Origin of the sequence: Streptomyces sp. NBC_01257 (assembly GCF_035917255.1) — a bacterium.
In the GTDB taxonomy this organism is placed as follows: Bacteria; Actinomycetota; Actinomycetes; order Streptomycetales; family Streptomycetaceae; genus Streptomyces.
In genome coordinates, this window is the sequence record NZ_CP108472.1 from 6,167,978 (window position 1) to 6,183,083 (window position 15,106).

A 15,106-nucleotide genomic window follows, 5' to 3' on the forward strand; every position below is an offset into this window, starting at 1 on the left:
CCGCCCGGGCGGCCCCGGCCGTTCAGGACTGCGGCGGTGTCCAGACGTACGGCGTCGTCGTGGTCACGGCGTGGAAGCCGAGCCGGCGCAGGATCGGGGCGCTGTCGTCGGAGGCGTCGACCTGGAGGTAGCGGCTTCCGCGGGCGACGGCCAGCCTCGCGCGGGTGGCGACCAGGGCGCGGTAGATCCCGCGGCCCCGCCACGCGGCCAGGGTCGAGCCGCCCCACAGTCCGGCGAACTCCGTACCCGTACGGAAGACCAGCCAGGCCGCGGAGACGACCTCGTCGCCGGCCTCGGCGACGAAGACGGCGATCTCGTCGGGGGCGGTGGCGACCCGGGCCATCAGGTCGTCGCCCAGCCAGCTCCAGTCCTCGCCCCAGATCTCCGACTCCACGACGGCGATGCGCCGCAGATCGGCTTCGGCGGTGACCTGCCGGATCGTCACACCGTCCGGCAGCACCGGGTCGGCGGCCATCTCCTCCGCGCGGCCGATGAGGACCGCCTCCCGCTCCTCGGGGACGAAGCCCGCGGCGCGCAGACGGTCGGTCAGGTCGGCCGGCAGGTCGTGGCCGCGGGTCTTCCACTCCACGGCCTCGCCGCGTGCGGCGAAGTGGTCGCGCTGCCGGGCGATCAGCTCGTCGAGCTCGGCCCCGCGCACCCCCACGTCCCGGGGCGTGGTCACGAAGCCGCGGAACTGGCCCACGACGCGCAGCAGTTCGCCGTCCCCCTCGTAGTGGACGCCCTCGGGCGGATTCGGGGGCGCACCGCGCATGTTCTCGTCGTAGGCCTGGAGCAGGCCGGCGGGGCCGGACGAGGATGCATCGGTCGACGAGGCTTCGGGCAACGGGGTTTCGGTCGCTTTGGTCACAGCAGAGAGCGTACGAGGCGGCGCAAGCGCTTTTCCGGGCTCCGGGCGGCTCGTGACGGTCTCAGCGCGCCCCGGTCCGCGGCGCCGCGAACCTCACGTCCGCCGCCGGGACGGTGACCTCGGCGTCCCCGCTGATGGCCCAGGCGGCGACCCGTGACACCACCGCGGCCGGGACCGCCGCACTGATCCCCGGCGCGGCCGGGATGTCCTGCGTCGCATGGGCGTCGTGGGGCAGGACGACCCGGTAGCCGAGGGCCAGGGCCGTGCGGGCCGTCGCCTGGACGCACATCTCCGACATCACGCCGCACACAGTGACCGCCTCGACGCCGGCCCCGCTCAGCAGGGAGCCCAGCGACGTCTGCGCGAAGCCGTCGTCCCTGGTCTTGCGGATCACGAACTCCGTCGGGCCGGCCTCGACGGGGAGGTGGAGCGCCCAGCCCGGGGTGTGCGGCTCGTCGTCCGGGCCGGGCGCACCGTCGTTCTGGAGGTGCACGACCAGGGCGCCGGCCCGGCGCGCCCGCGCGATCAGGTCAGCCGTCCGGTCGAGCAGCCCGGCCGCGCCGGGAACCGCCCGGCCGCCGGTCACCCCGGCCTTCTGGACGTCCACGACGAGCAGGGCGTGCGAAGGGGGCGCGGCATCGGTCATGGGGTCATCCTCTCCGGCCCCGCCGCCGTCCTCCACGGAATTTCGGCGGGACTATGCCGGCCGTCGCCGGCGTTGCACGGGGCACACGGCGACAGCCTCGCCCGTACCGCGATCGCTCACAGCGAACGCACCCCGGGGAACATTGAGCGGCTCACGAGCATTGAGTCTTCATAGCTCAACTTGAGTGCTGAAGGGGAGATCATGGCTACTGAGTCCAACGTCGTCACACCGCTGACCCTGCCTGTGCTGCCGCTCGATGACGAGGTCGTGCTGCCCGGAATGGTGGTTCCGCTCGATCTGTCCGACGCCGAGGTCCGTGCCGCCGTCGAGGCCGCCCAGGCCGCGGCGGGCGAGGGCGGTGGCAAGCCCGAGGTGCTGCTCGTTCCGCGCGTCGACGGCTCGTACACCGGGATCGGTGTCATCGGCACGGTCGAGCAGGTCGGCCGGCTGTCCGACGGCGATCCCGGCGCCCTCATCCGCGGCCGCGGACGGGTGCGGATCGGGGCCGGGACCAGTGGTCCCGGTGCCGCGCTCTGGGTGGAAGGGACCCGGGTCGACGTCTCCGTCCCCGAGCCCCTCCCCGGAGCCGTCGCCGAGCTGGTCAAGGAGTACAAGGCGCTCGCCACCAGCTGGCTGAAGAAGCGCGGCGCCTGGCAGGTCGTGGACCGGGTCCAGCAGATCGAGGACGTCTCCGCGCTCGCCGACAACTCCGGATACTCCCCCTTCCTCAGCATCGCCCAGAAGGTGCAGCTGCTGGAGACCGCGGAACCGGTCGCCCGGCTGAAGCTCGCCGTCCAGTGGCTCGGCGAGCACCTCGCCGAACAGGACGTCGCCGAGTCGATCGCCAAGGACGTCCAGGAGGGCGTCGACAAGCAGCAGCGCGAGTTCCTGCTGCGGCGCCAGCTCGACGCCGTGCGCAAGGAGCTCTCCGAGCTCAACGGTGAACCCGGTGCCGGCGACGAGTCCGACGACTACCGGTCGCGCGTCGAGGCCGCCGACCTCCCCGAGCACGTCCGCGAGGCCGCGCTCAAGGAGGTCGACAAGCTGGAACGGTCCTCCGACCAGAGCCCCGAGGGCTCCTGGATCAGGACCTGGCTGGACACCGTCCTCGAACTCCCGTGGACCGAGCGGACCGAGGACGCCTACGACATCAGGGGCGCCCAGGAGATCCTCGACGCCGAACACGCCGGCCTGCAGGACGTGAAGGAGCGCATCACCGAGTACCTCGCGGTGCGCAAGCGGCGTGCCGACCGCGGACTGGGAGTGGTCGGCGGGCGTCGCGGGGGAGCCGTGCTGGCCCTCGTCGGCCCGCCCGGGGTCGGCAAGACCTCGCTCGGTGAATCCGTGGCGCACGCCATGGGGCGCAAGTTCGTCCGCGTCGCGCTCGGCGGTGTCCGGGACGAGGCGGAGATCCGCGGCCACCGGCGCACGTACGTCGGCGCGCTCCCCGGACGCATCGTCCGCGCCATCAAGGAGGCCGGTTCGATGAACCCGGTCGTCCTCCTCGACGAGATCGACAAGGTCGGCTCCGACTTCCGGGGCGACCCGGCGGCGGCGCTGCTCGAAGTGCTCGACCCGGCGCAGAACCACACCTTCCGCGACCACTACCTGGAGGTTGAACTCGACCTCAGCGACGTCGTCTTCCTGGCCACCGCGAATGTGCTCGAAGCCATCCCGGAGGCGCTGCTCGACCGGATGGAACTGGTCAGGCTCGACGGCTACACCGAGGACGAGAAGGTCGTCATCGCCCGCGACCACCTGCTCCCGCGCCAGCTGGAGCGGGCCGGCCTGGAGAAGGACGAGGTCGCTCTCGACGAGTCGGCGCTGCGGAAGCTGGCCGGCGAGTACACGAGGGAGGCCGGGGTCCGGAACCTGGAGCGGGCCGTCGCCCGGCTGCTGCGCAAGGTCGCGGCCCAGCACGAGCTCGGTGACCGGGAACTGCCGTTCACGGTGACCGACGAGGACCTGCGCGGGCTCATCGGCCGGCCGCACCACGTCCCCGAGTCCGCCCAGGACCCGGCCGAGCGCCGCACCGCGGTGCCGGGCGTGGCCACCGGGCTCGCGGTCACCGGGGCGGGCGGTGACGTCCTCTTCGTGGAGGCGTCGCTCGCCGATCCGGAGACCGGGGCGTCCGGACTGACCCTCACCGGTCAGCTCGGCGACGTCATGAAGGAGTCCGCGCAGATCGCGCTGAGCTTCCTGCGCTCGCACGGCGCGGAGCTCGAACTGCCGGTCGCCGACCTCAAGGACCGGGGCGTGCACATCCACTTCCCGGCGGGCGCGGTCCCCAAGGACGGCCCGAGCGCGGGCATCACCCTGACGACCGCGCTGGCCTCGCTGCTCTCCGGGCGGCTGGTCCGCACGGATGTGGCGATGACCGGCGAGGTGTCGCTGACCGGCCGGGTGCTGCCGATCGGCGGCCTGAAGCAGAAGCTGCTGGCCGCGCACCGCGCGGGCATCACCACCGTGGTGATCCCCCAGCGCAACGAGGCCGATCTGGACGACGTCCCCGCCGAGGTGCTGGACACGCTGGAGGTCCACCCGGTCACGGACGTCCGCCAGGTGCTGGAGATCGCCCTGGCGCCGGCCTCGGCACCGGCGGAGCGAAGGATCCCGGCCGCGGCGTAGCTGTCACGGCGTGACGGACGCGGCACTGCGGACACGGCCGGTACGGACGGCCCGTCCCCCCTCGCGGGGAGGCGGGCCGTTCCGCGTGTCCGGCGGGCTCAGGGGCGGTAGATGGTCCCGGGGACCGGCTCGGCCGGGGCCATCAGCTGGGGCACGGTCACGAAGGTGTAGCCGCGCTTCTTCAGCTCGTGGATGATGCCCGGCACGGCGGGGACCGAGCCCTTGTAGATGTCGTGCAGCAGGATGATGCCGTCCCTGCTCGCCTGGTCGAGTATCCGCTTCTTGATCAGCGCGGAGTCAGTCGTCGAGTAGTCCTTGGCGGTGGCGCTCCACAGGATCTGCGACAGGCCGAGGTCCTTGCTGATCCCGGAGACGGTGTCGTCGGTCCGGCCCTGGGGCGGGCGCATCAGCCGCGGCTTCTTGCCGGTGATCGCCTCGATCGCGTCCTGCGTCTTCTCCAGCTCGGCGCGTATCTCGGCGGGCTTCTTGTCCGTCAGGATCTCGTGCGACCAGGTGTGGTTGGCCACCTCGTGCCCTTCGGCCTCGATGCGGCGGACGGTCTCGGGGTGCTTCTTCACATGGTTCTTGCCCAGCAGGAAGAAGGTCGCGTGGACCTTCTCCTTCTTGAGGATGTCCAGCAGGTGGGGGGTGTCCTCGGCCGGGCCCGCGTCGAAGGTCAGGGCGATGCACTTGGCCTCGCGGCAGTCCACCGGGCCGAACGAGCCCTTGGCGTCGGAGCCGGCGTCGCCGCGGGCGGATCCGGGGGCCGTGGTCTCCATCGAGCAGCCGCTCAGCGTCAGCGTGAGCGCCGTCACAAGAGCGACGGCCAACCCCGTACCGATCGACTTCGTCCTACTGGGCACGGCAGGTCACTCCCTCATGGCTTACACCGCACTTATGTGCGAACTGCAAGGACTATACATAGTGCGTATACACGCTATGTATAGGGGGTGTCCGTGCTGGTGGGGCGTACGGGACAGAGCCCGGCGACTGGGTGCGTCACCGGGCTCTGCGGGGAAGGACGGAAGGGCCGGGCGGCTGCCGGCGGGGGGCGGTCAGCCGTTGGCCAGTGCCTGTACGCGGTCGAGGGCGCCGTTGAAGTGGTTGTGGTCGCCGACCGTGGGGCCGGTCGAGGTGTACTGCCAGATCGTGTAGAAGCCCCAGCCGGCCGGGAGCGTGCCGACCGTGGTGTTGTAACGGGCCACCCAGAGCGGGTTGGTGGTGCCGAAGCTCGCGCTGTTGCCCGTGCAGGACTGCCACCAGCTGGTCGCGGTGTAGATGACCGCGTCGCGTCCGGTGCGCGCCTTGTAGGTGTTCACGAAGTCGCGGATCCAGGAGACCATCCCGGCCGCGGTCTTGCCGTAGCACTGCGCCCCGTACGGATTCCACTCGATGTCGAGGACGCCCGGCAGCGTCCTGCCGTCCTTGGACCAGCCGCCGCCGTGGTCCACGAAGTAGTTGGCCTGGACGGCGCCGCTCGTGGTGTCCGGGGTGGCGAAGTGGTACGAGCCGCGGATCATCCCGACGTTGTACGAGCCGTTGTACTGCTGGGTGAAGTCCTCGTTCGTGTAGTACGTGCCCTCCGAGGCCTTGACGTAGGCCCACTTGACGCCGCTGCTCCAGAGCGCCGACCAGTTCACGGCGTTCTGGTGACCGCTGACGTCCACACCCTCGGTCTGGACCGCACGGCTGGTGGGCAGTCCGCCCTGGCCGTCGTGGGCGATGACGCCCATGCCCATCGTGGCCGTGCCCCGGGCGGGGTGCGTGGGGTCTCCGGTGGCCGCGCCCGCGGCGCCGGGCAGGGCGACGAGGAGGGAGAGAGCTGCGAGCAGAGTTCCCGCTGCGGCGAAGCGCGAGCGGCGAGCTGTCTTGGAGCCGGATCTGTGCACGGGCATTGCGTGCCTCCGAGGCCTCGGTGGGGGGACCTGCTGACCCAGGGGGCGCCGGGCGCACCCCTGGCGGCATGCCATGGTGTGAACATGCCATGCATGACGCTACGCACGTAGACCCGGGTCGCGGAAGAGGGCCAGGACGGTGCCGTTGGTCTACTCCTGCGAAATACTGGCGGAGCTGCGGCGATGACCAGCGGTGAAAGAAACTTTCAGCGGCGGGAAAGCTCATGAGGGGTGTTGACGTGCACGGGAGCGAAAGCGGGAGTGAACCCGGCGCAAGCGGAGGAAGTGGTGTGGACCACGAATTTCTGGCCCTGGAGCTGGAGTTGGCGGTTTTCCTGCGCCGTGCCCGGGCGAACTCCGGCGAGATGGCGCGCGAGGTCCACCCCGAACTGGAGGCCGCGGCCTACGGGCTGTTCGTGCGGCTCGAATCGGCCGGCCGGCAGCGGGCCACCGACCTCGCCTCCTACTTCGGTGTCGGCAAGGCCACCATGAGCCGTCAACTGCGTGCTCTGGAAACGCTCGGACTGGTGGCGCGCGAGCCCGACCCGGCCGACGGCCGGGCCTTCCTCGTCCACCTCACCGACGAGGGCCTCGCCCGCTTCCGCAGCGTCCGCGACGCCCGCCGCGACCGCTACGTGCGCAAGCTCGCCGACTGGGACCGCGCCGAAGTGGCGGATCTGGCCCGGCTGCTGCACCAGCTGAACGCCCGCGCCGAGGACTGATCACGGGCGGGGGAGGCGGGGGCGGCCGGCCCGCGGGGGCGGCAGGGCGCCCGCCCGGCGGCTCACAGCTGGGCGAAGACCGCCGTCGCGTCGTCATGGGTCTTGCTCCGCCGCAGGTGCCTACGCTCCGTGTCCGCGTCCTCCAGGGCCCGGACCCGGTCGATCAGCCCCTGCGGCCCCTCCTTGTGGAGCACCCGGAAGCAGGCCGTCCAGTCGCCCTCGCCGAACATCTCCGTCCAGCGGCTCGCCCCGTCCGTCAGCGCGGCCACCGCACGCACCTCGGCGCGCGGCGTCCGCCCCGTGACCGCGCGGTCCGCCACGGCCGGGTCGGCGGCGGCGGTGAAGAAGCCGCCCTCCTTGTTCCGCACCCGCGCGTCGGCGATCGCCTCGGAGGCCAGGGAGCCCGGCGGCAGCCGGTCGAGCCGGTCGTCCAGCAGGGCGCCGACCGTGCCGACGGGCGACTCGAACAGCAGGACCGAGTCGGACAGCACCAGGTACTCGATCTCCTCCTCGTCCCAACGCACCACGACGGCAGTTGCCTGTGGCGTACGCACGTGAGAAAGGTCACACAGGGAACGATGCGTGTCGGCGGTGCGCCGGATGGACTCCGCGAGGACCTCCCGCAGGGTCAGATCCCGCCGCGAACCCGACAGTTCGACCAGGGCGCCGCCCAGCCGGGCGGTGAACCACGGGACCGAGTGCACACAACCGTCGTCCCCCTGTGGCGGGGTCACGCCGTCGAGCAGTACGACCCCCCCACCCTGGCCGGAGGCGGGCAGGACGGTGGCGGCCCAGTCCTCGTTCGGTCGCCCGGGAGTGCCGGGGGCGGTGGCGAGTTCGATGCGCATGCGGTCAGTCTGCACGACGCCTTCACGGAGCCTGCACGGACCGGGGATTGGCCCGTACCAGCAGGTCAGGCGGGCGGCTGGAGCGGAAGGAATCACTCCGGAGAGTGTGCGGGCGGGCATCCTGCCAAAGCCTGCCCCGAAGTTCCAGCCGGGCGCCCGCGTGTGCCGTCCGGGGCCCGGGGGGAGACTTGTTCGCCAACTCCGGAGTGATGTTCACTCGTTCGAGTGGCGGAGCGGTTGATGCGCGCCCCCCTCTCAAAAGCACTGGAATGGTCAGAAGCCGTACCAGGGGTCGGGGCGCTCGTTCACGTGACCGTGCGTCACCTCTGCTTCAAGGGCGGACGAGTCAAGATTGCGAGCACCGGTGCAGAAGAAGCGGCCTCGGAGCAAGGGCAGCAAGCAGAACGGTTCCGGGGTGGCGCCTTCGGCGCCGGCTGAGAGCGGGCGCACCGTGCGCGTCCGCAGCCGGCTCGTCGCGGGCGTCGCGGTCGTCGGGATCACCGTCATAGCCGCGGGGGCGCCCGCGGCTCTGAGCGCCTCGTCCGACCTGACCGAGTCGCAGCGGCTGGTCACCCTCGCGGAGCTGAACCAGCAGGCCATCGCGCTCGCGCACTCCCTCGCCGACGAGCGCGACGAGGTCACCGCGTTCATCGCCGCCGGCCGGGAGGGCAAGCCCGGCGGGACGAGCTCCGCCGCGGGGAGCCGCAGCGCCCGTGTCGACCAGCAGGTGGACGAGATCCGGGACACGGCCCCCGCCGACCTGCGCCGCGACCTCTCCACCATCCCCTCGCTGCGGCGGGACGCCGTGGGCGGCAAGGGCACGGCGCTGGAGGCCCACCAGGCGTACACCGAGGTCATCTCCAAGCTCCACGACCTCGCCAACGAACTCGCGGACAAGACCCCGCCGCGCGCCGCCGAGGCGGCCCGCACCCCGCTCGCGCTCGGCCGGGCCACCGAACAGGCCTCCGCCACCCGCGGGCTGCTGCTCGCCGCCCTCGCCGTCCCCCGCAAGGAGCCGGCCGCCCCGCAGACCGACCCGTTCACCGGCCTGCCCGTCCAGCCCCAGGACGAGGGCGAGACCAAGGAGGACCGCACCCGTGACGCGCTGAGCGGCGCCGCCCAGCAGGCCCGGGTCGGCGAACTCTCCGCACTGGCCTCCTTCGACCAGTCCGCCGGCGCCACCGCCCGCGACAAGCTGGCCACCACCGTCACCGGACCCGAGGTCAACAGCGCCGAGAAGTACCTCGCCGGGCTCACCGACCGCCCCGAGCTCTCCGAGTCCGACCAGAAGACCAGCAGCAAGAAGCTCCAGGCGGCGCTCTCCGCCCGGATCGACCGGATGCGCGGCGTCGAGTCCGCCCTCGGCACCGCCCAGGTGCAGCGCCTCGGCCAGCTGCGCGACGACGACGTCACGGCGCTCGAACTGCGGATCGCCCTCCTCGGCGGCTGCCTGCTCATCGCCGTCGGCGTCTCCACCGCCGTGGCCCGCACCCTCACCCAGCCGCTCGCCGTCCTGCGCATCGGCGCCGGCCGCCTCGCCGCGGAACCCGAGTCGGCCGAACCGGTCCGCTACACCGGCCGCAACGACGAGTTCGCCCAGGTCGTCCGCTCCATCAACGCCCTGCACGGCCGGCTCCACGGACTGCTCCACGAGTTCGGCGGACGGTTCGAGAAGCTGGAGAGCGAGCGCGGCGAACTGATCGCCGGCCGCGAGGCCCTCACCCTCCAGCGTGCGGAACTCCAGGTCCACACCGCCGATCTCGCGGCCCAGCTGGAGAAGCTGAAGAACACCGTCCACCACACCTTCGTCAACCTCTCGCTGCGCACCCTCGGTCTCGTCGAGCGCCAGCTCGGCGTCATCGAGTCGCTGGAGGAGCGCGAGCAGGACCCGGAGCGGCTCGGCACGCTGTTCAAGCTCGACCACATGGCCACCGTCATGCGCCGCCACAGCGAGAACATGCTGGTCCTCGCGGGCGCCGAGCACGGCCACGGGCACCCCGGACCGATCCCGCTGGTCGACGTCCTGCGCGCCGCGGTCAGCGAGATCGAGCGGTACGAGCGGGTCACCATCCAGTCCCTGCCGCCGCACGCCCAGGTCGCCGGGTTCGCCGCCGACGACCTCAGCCACCTCGTCGCCGAACTCCTGGAGAACGCCACCTCGTTCTCCCCGCCGGACTCCCATGTCCAGCTCTCCGGCTGGCTGCTGGAGACCGGTGAGGTGATGCTCTCCGTGCAGGACGAGGGCATCGGCATGTCGTCCGTGCGGATGGGCGAGCTCAACACCCGGCTCGGTGACCCGTCGCTCTTCGAGGCGGGCGAGCAGAGCGCGGACGGCGCCGGTCTCGGCCTCCAGGTGACCTCGCTGCTGGCCGCGCGCCACGGCGTCCGGGTCCAGCTGCGCGAGCAGAAGGGCAGCGGCGTGACCGCCGTCGTCGTTCTGCCGCAGGCCCTGCTGCCGAAGGCGCCCCCGGCCGCCACCCCGCCGCCGGTCACGGCCCCCGGCGACGCCCCGACGCTGAACCTCCCCGGTTCGGTCGCCGAGGCCAACTCCAACGCCCTGCCGCGCCGCACCCTCGCGCTGCCCGGCGACCCGCTGATCGCGGCGGCCGAGCAGACCATCGCCGAGGCCGGCCCGGCAACCGTCCCCGCGGCCGCTGCCGAGGTCCGCACCCCGGCCGTCCCGGTGCCCGACCACGCGCCCCCGGTCGCGCCGGAGCCGGAGCCGGAGACACGGTCCGCGCAGGCGTCCGCGCCGGACCCCGCGTCCTTCGTGCCCGCCGAGAGCGAGGCCGAGACCACGATGCAGGTCCGGCTCCCGCGTGTGCCCGAGTTCGACGACGTACCCGAGTTCACGCACGCCCCCGCCTTCGGGGACGGCCCGGAGCCCGCCACCGCCGACGGGCCGTACGCCATCGGTCCCGACCGCCACGAGCGCACCGCGGACGAGGGCACCGGCCGGCCCGCCGCCCCGGCCCCCGTGCCCGCCCCGGAGCCGGCCGCCCCCGCGAGCCCCGTGGCCGACGCCCTGCCCGGGCCGCGCCACGCCGAGCCCGAGCGGACCACCGACAAGGGACTGCCCAAGCGCACCCCCCGGGTCGTCAAGCCCGCGGCCGTCCCCACGGCCGAACGCAAGGGCAGCGTGGACAAGGAGGCCCTGCGCCGCCGGCTCGGCGGCTTCCACCAGGGCGCGAAGAACGGCCGCAGGGACGTCGAGGCGGAGATCGCCGAGGCCACCGCCCCGGCCACCGGCACCACACGTACCGAGCACACTGAGCCGGCCGGCCGTACCGATGGCCGTACCGGGGAGACGGGGGACACAGTCGAGGAGGCACGCAGTTGACTGCGCCCAGCACATTCGGGCTGAGTACCGAGGCCCGGAACCTTCACTGGTTGCTGAGCAATCTGGTGGAGGAGGTGCCAGGGGTCCACTCGGTCACCGTCGTCTCGTCCGACGGGCTCATGCTGCTCTCCTCCGACCCCGGCCACCAGAGCGCCCCGGTGACCGGCAGGCAGGACGGCCCCCGTGGCTCCAGCGCCGACCTGGCGACCATCGTCTCCGGCATCGGCAGCCTCACCGTCGGCGCCGCGAAGCTGATGGACGGCGGCGGCGTCAAGCAGACCATGGTCGCCATGGACGAGGGCAGCGTCTTCGTCATGTCGATCAGCGACGGCTCGCTGCTCGGGGTGCACGCCACCCCCGACTGCGACATGAGCGTCATCGCCTACCACATGGCGCTCTTCGTCGGCCGTGCCGGACACGTACTCACCCCCGAACTCCGCAGTGAGCTGCGCAAATCGATGGAGAGCGCCCAGTGACCCACGCCGCCGCCGAACCCGCCCGCAGGCTCCCCGTGCGCGGCGCCGACAAACGGCCCGCACGCGTCCGCCCGTACTCGCTCACCGGCGGCCGCACCCGCTTCGGGCACGTGCTGCTCGTCGAGACGTTCGTGGCCGCGCTCGAAGCCCCGGACGAGCGACGCGAACTGACCAACGGAAACCTGGCCTCGCGTGTGATGCCGGAGCTCCGGGCCATCGTCGAGCTCTGCCGGCGGATGCGTACCGTCGCGGAGATCTCCGCACTCCTGAAGATGCCGCTCGGCGTGGTCAGGGTGCTGCTCAGCGACTTGGCCGACCAGGGAAAGATCCGCGTGTACGGAACCGGTCACGGCACCGGCCAGCCCGACCGCGCGCTGCTCGAAAGGGTGCTCAATGGACTCCGTCGTCTCTGAGTCGGCGCTGTTCGCCCCTCGCCAGCCGGGCCCCAAGGACCAGGCCGACGAAGCGCTGCAGGCCTGGCAGCTCGACCACACCCGGGCGCCGATCGCCACGAAGATAGTCGTCGCGGGCGGCTTCGGCGTGGGCAAGACCACCTTCGTGGGCTCGGTCTCCGAGATCACCCCGCTGAAGACCGAAGCGATGATGACCCAGGCGAGCGAGGAGACCGACGACCTCACCGCGACGCCCGACAAGGTCACCACGACCGTCGCCATGGACTTCGGCCGGCTGACCCTGGACGACGACCTGGTGCTGTACGTCTTCGGCACACCCGGCCAGCAGCGCTTCTGGTTCATGTGGGACGACCTGGTGCGCGGCGCGATCGGCGCGGTCGTGATGGCCGACACCCGCCGGCTCGCCGACTGCTTCCCCGCCCTCGACTACTTCGAGAGCTGCGGCCTGCCGTACATCGTGGCCGTCAACCATTTCGAGGGAACGCCCGGGTTCGAGGCCGATGACGTCCGGGAGGCCCTGACGGTCCCTCCGCACGTGCCTGTTGTGATCATGGACGCGCGTAACAGGATCACCGTCGTCGAGTCGCTGCTGGCCCTGGTGGGCCATGCACTCGACGCCACCCCGGCATAGCCACACACAACGGAGAACCGCGATGCGGAAGATACTCATAGTCGGAGCCGGCCAGTCCGGTCTCCAGCTCGCCCTCGGACTGCAGTCCAGAGGCTACGAAGTCACCCTCATGTCCAACCGCACGGCGGACGAGATCCGCTCCGGCCGGGTCATGTCCACGCAGTGCATGTTCCACACGGCGCTCCAGCACGAGCGGGACTACCAGCTCAACTTCTGGGAGTCCCAGGCCCCGCGCATCGAGGGCCTCGGCGTCTCGGTCGCCGCGCCCGACTCCTCGCGCGCCATCGACTGGGTCGGCAAGCTGGACGGCTTCGCCCAGTCCGTGGACCAGCGCGTCAAGATGGCCGGCTGGATGGAGACGTTCGCCCAGCGCGGCGGACAGCTCGTCATCCACGGTGCGGCCGTGTCCGACCTGGACTACTTCTCCCGCACCTACGACCTGGTGATGGTCTCGGCCGGCAAGGGCGAGCTCGTCTCCATGTTCGGCCGGGACGCCTCCCGTTCGCCGTACGACGCCCCGCAGCGCGCCCTGGCCGTCGCGTACGTCCACGGCATGGGCCCGCGTCCGGAGCACCCCGAGTTCGACGCGGTCCGCTGCAACCTGGTCCCGGGCGTCGGCGAGCTCTTCGTGATGCCGACCCTGACCACCTCGGGCCGCGCCGACATCCTGTTCTGGGAGGGCGTCCCGGGCGGACCGCTCGACGCCTTCCAGGGCATCAAGGACCCGTCGGAGCACCTCGCCAAGACGCTGGAGCTCATGGAGCGGTTCACCCCGTGGGAGTACGCGCGCGCCACCAAGGTCGAGCTGACCGACGCCAACGGCACCCTGGCGGGCCGTTACGCCCCGACCGTCCGCAAGCCGATCGGCCGGCTGCCCGGCGGCGGCCTGGTGCTCGGCGTGGCGGACGTGGTCGTCGCCAACGACCCGATCACCGGCCAGGGCTCCAACTCGGCCTCCAAGTGTGCGAACGCCTACCTGGACTCGATCATCGAGCACGGCGACCGCGCCTTCGACGAGACGTGGATGCAGTCCACGTTCGACCGCTACTGGGACACCGCCCAGCACGTCACGAAGTGGACGAACGCGATGCTCGGCGCCCCGCCGGAGCACGTGCTGAACCTGATCGGCGCCGCCGGCCAGCTCCAGCCCGTCGCCGACCGCTTCGCGAACGGGTTCAACAACCCGGCGGACTTCGAGAACTTCTTCTACGAGCCGGAGAAGACGAACGCGTACCTCGCCTCGGTCGCGGGCCCGGCTTCCTGAGCCACCCGCACCCAGAGACGCACCGGCCGGGCCGGGGCCCGTCGGACCATCCGGCGGCGCCCGGCCCGGCCGGTGCGTTTCGGTCCGCGGACCTACGCGTCGGGTGCGGAGGACTCCCCGTACCCCTCGTCCGCGCCCTCGGACGCCCCCTCGGGGAGTTCCGGTGGCGTGTACGTGGTCAGCGGAGTGCTCTCCGGATCCGGCCGCACCGCGCCCAGCAGCGGATTCGCCGCCAGCGGTGAGACCTTCACCTGCGCCCCGGGCCGCGGGGCCTGCACCACCAGGCCGTTGCCGATGTAGAGCGCCACATGGGTCGCCTTCGGGAAGTAGATCACCAGGTCTCCCGGGCGAAGCGCGCTCAGCTCCACCTTCCGCAGCTGCCGCCACTGCTCCTGCGAGGTCCGGGGGATGGTGCGCCCGGCGCTCGCCCAGGCCTGCGAGGTGAGCCCCGAGCAGTCGAACGAGTCGGGGCCCTCCGCGCCCCACACGTACGGCTTGCCGATCTGTTCGATCGCGTACCGGACGGCCTCGCCGCCCTCCGCCGTCGCCGGCCGGGCCGAGGACAGCGCACCGGAGGCGACCAAAGCCTTCTGGGCCTGGTCCGTGCCCTCCTGTTCGAGGCGGGAGACCTCGGCGAGCCGGTCGGCGGAGAGCGTGGCGAGCAGGGTCTCGACGTCCCTCAGCTTCGTCCGGACGGCGTCGCGTTCCTTCTTCTGCCGGGCGGCCAGCACCTGTTGCCTGTCGAGCACCTTGCGGGATTCCTTCGCCAGCTCGTCGGCCCGCTTCTCGGCGCCGGTGAGCCGCTTCACCGTCGCGGCCCGCCCGGCGGCCAGCCGCTGGATGACCTGCCCCTGGTCCAGGGCGTGCTCGGGGTCGCGGATCAGCAGCAGCTGGAGGTACGCGGAGAAGTCGGACCGGCCCTGGTACTGCTCACGGGCCAGCCGGCCGGCGGCGTCGTGGCTGCGGGCCAGCGAGAGTCGGGCGGCGACGAGCGAGGCGTCCAGCTTCTTCGCCTGGGCGGTCCGCTTCTTCAGCTCGGCCGCCGTCCCGTTGTACGTCTCGGTGGCCTCCTCGGCCTGCTGGTAGAGCCCCTGGAGCCGGGTCAGCAGCCCGGCGACGGTACCGGGCGCGGCCTCGGGAGCCGCCTCGGGTCCGGCCGCCGGGGCGGCGGGGTCCGAGGGGCCCGGCGAGGGGGCCGCGACGGCGGCGGCCGGTGAGGCCACGACGACGGCGGCGAGCGCCGCCGTGCCGAAGGAGCGCAGGAGCCTGCCCGCCACGACACCACCTCCGGGAACGGGGCGAATCGTGTGACTACCCCATGAGTGAGCGCAATCCGTCCATACGCTCACCCGTCGCGGGGCGATGCAAGAACCTG

13 protein-coding genes are annotated in these 15,106 nt (G+C 72.1%); 7 read left to right on the forward strand and 6 right to left on the reverse strand.

What is annotated here, in order from left to right; genetic code table 11:
• Positions 1 to 22: 22 nt before the first annotated feature.
• Together OG408_RS27005 and OG408_RS27010 are read right to left on the reverse strand one after the other, a co-directional pair.
• A complete protein-coding gene (locus tag OG408_RS27005; RefSeq protein WP_326674598.1) occupies positions 23 to 772 on the reverse strand; it encodes a GNAT family N-acetyltransferase in 750 nt (249 codons plus the stop codon).
• Positions 773 to 929: 157 nt separating this feature from the next.
• Positions 930 to 1,514, reverse strand: a complete 585-nt coding sequence (locus tag OG408_RS27010) for a cysteine hydrolase family protein (protein ID WP_326672416.1) — start codon at positions 1,512 to 1,514, stop codon at positions 930 to 932.
• 201 nt (positions 1,515 to 1,715) lie between these two features.
• On the opposite strand from OG408_RS27010, the gene lon reads away from it, so the two are divergent.
• On the forward strand, positions 1,716 to 4,142 hold the full coding sequence (gene lon, locus OG408_RS27015) for an endopeptidase La (RefSeq protein WP_326672418.1): 2,427 nt from the start codon (positions 1,716 to 1,718) through the stop codon (positions 4,140 to 4,142).
• Between the two features lie 98 nt (positions 4,143 to 4,240).
• On the opposite strand, the gene OG408_RS27020 is transcribed toward lon, so the two are convergent.
• Positions 4,241 to 4,921, reverse strand: coding sequence for a polysaccharide deacetylase family protein (locus tag OG408_RS27020; protein WP_266786444.1), 681 nt, complete (start codon positions 4,919 to 4,921; stop codon positions 4,241 to 4,243).
• 276 nt (positions 4,922 to 5,197) lie between these two features.
• Positions 5,198 to 6,037 (reverse strand): lysozyme, encoded by an 840-nt coding sequence (locus OG408_RS27025; RefSeq protein ID WP_266782793.1) that lies wholly within the window; start codon positions 6,035 to 6,037, stop codon positions 5,198 to 5,200.
• Positions 6,038 to 6,261: 224 nt separating this feature from the next.
• Here OG408_RS27025 and OG408_RS27030 point away from each other — a divergent pair, with 224 nt between their 5' ends.
• Positions 6,262 to 6,759, forward strand: coding sequence for a MarR family winged helix-turn-helix transcriptional regulator (locus OG408_RS27030; protein ID WP_405405438.1), 498 nt, complete (start codon positions 6,262 to 6,264; stop codon positions 6,757 to 6,759).
• Positions 6,760 to 6,821: 62 nt separating this feature from the next.
• On the opposite strand, the gene OG408_RS27035 is transcribed toward OG408_RS27030, so the two are convergent.
• Positions 6,822 to 7,607: a hypothetical protein gene (locus tag OG408_RS27035; RefSeq protein ID WP_326672421.1), complete on the reverse strand. Its 786-nt coding sequence runs from the start codon at positions 7,605 to 7,607 to the stop codon at positions 6,822 to 6,824.
• Positions 7,608 to 7,971: 364 nt separating this feature from the next.
• On the opposite strand from OG408_RS27035, the gene OG408_RS27040 reads away from it, so the two are divergent.
• Genes OG408_RS27040 through OG408_RS27060 form a run of 5 tightly spaced genes read left to right on the forward strand, consistent with a single transcriptional unit; the run spans position 7,972 to position 13,731 of the window.
• Positions 7,972 to 10,947, forward strand: coding sequence for a sensor histidine kinase (locus OG408_RS27040; protein ID WP_326674599.1), 2,976 nt, complete (start codon positions 7,972 to 7,974; stop codon positions 10,945 to 10,947).
• Positions 10,944 to 11,423 carry a roadblock/LC7 domain-containing protein gene (locus OG408_RS27045; RefSeq protein ID WP_266782796.1) on the forward strand — a complete coding sequence of 160 codons (480 nt, stop codon included), beginning with the start codon at positions 10,944 to 10,946 and terminating at the stop codon, positions 11,421 to 11,423. The genes OG408_RS27040 and OG408_RS27045 overlap by 4 nt, the downstream gene beginning before the upstream one ends.
• Positions 11,420 to 11,836, forward strand: a complete 417-nt coding sequence (locus tag OG408_RS27050) for a DUF742 domain-containing protein (protein WP_326672423.1) — start codon at positions 11,420 to 11,422, stop codon at positions 11,834 to 11,836. Before OG408_RS27045 ends, OG408_RS27050 begins: the two co-directional genes overlap by 4 nt.
• Positions 11,817 to 12,467, forward strand: coding sequence for a GTP-binding protein (locus tag OG408_RS27055; protein WP_266782800.1), 651 nt, complete (start codon positions 11,817 to 11,819; stop codon positions 12,465 to 12,467). The genes OG408_RS27050 and OG408_RS27055 overlap by 20 nt, the downstream gene beginning before the upstream one ends.
• A 22-nt stretch (positions 12,468 to 12,489) precedes the next feature.
• Positions 12,490 to 13,731 carry a styrene monooxygenase/indole monooxygenase family protein gene (locus tag OG408_RS27060; protein WP_266782802.1) on the forward strand — a complete coding sequence of 414 codons (1,242 nt, stop codon included), beginning with the start codon at positions 12,490 to 12,492 and terminating at the stop codon, positions 13,729 to 13,731.
• Between the two features lie 92 nt (positions 13,732 to 13,823).
• Here the strand turns inward: OG408_RS27060 and OG408_RS27065 are convergent, their stop codons facing one another.
• On the reverse strand, positions 13,824 to 15,008 hold the full coding sequence (locus OG408_RS27065; protein ID WP_266782804.1) for a C40 family peptidase: 1,185 nt from the start codon (positions 15,006 to 15,008) through the stop codon (positions 13,824 to 13,826).
• Positions 15,009 to 15,106: the final 98 nt, after the last annotated feature.

Bases quoted from the DNA above. Each gene is read 5' to 3' on its own strand.
- OG408_RS27005 (WP_326674598.1), bottom strand. From the start codon at position 772: ATGCGCGGTGCGCCCCCGAATCCGCCCGAGGGCGTCCACTACGAGGGG.
- OG408_RS27010 (WP_326672416.1), bottom strand. From the start codon at position 1,514: ATGACCGATGCCGCGCCCCCTTCGCACGCCCTGCTCGTCGTGGACGTC.
- lon (WP_326672418.1), top strand. From the start codon at position 1,716: ATGGCTACTGAGTCCAACGTCGTCACACCGCTGACCCTGCCTGTGCTG.
- OG408_RS27020 (WP_266786444.1), bottom strand. From the start codon at position 4,921: ATGGAGACCACGGCCCCCGGATCCGCCCGCGGCGACGCCGGCTCCGAC.
- OG408_RS27025 (WP_266782793.1), bottom strand. From the start codon at position 6,037: ATGCCCGTGCACAGATCCGGCTCCAAGACAGCTCGCCGCTCGCGCTTC.
- OG408_RS27030 (WP_405405438.1), top strand. From the start codon at position 6,262: ATGAGGGGTGTTGACGTGCACGGGAGCGAAAGCGGGAGTGAACCCGGC.
- OG408_RS27035 (WP_326672421.1), bottom strand. From the start codon at position 7,607: ATGCGCATCGAACTCGCCACCGCCCCCGGCACTCCCGGGCGACCGAAC.
- OG408_RS27055 (WP_266782800.1), top strand. From the start codon at position 11,817: ATGGACTCCGTCGTCTCTGAGTCGGCGCTGTTCGCCCCTCGCCAGCCG.
- OG408_RS27060 (WP_266782802.1), top strand. From the start codon at position 12,490: ATGCGGAAGATACTCATAGTCGGAGCCGGCCAGTCCGGTCTCCAGCTC.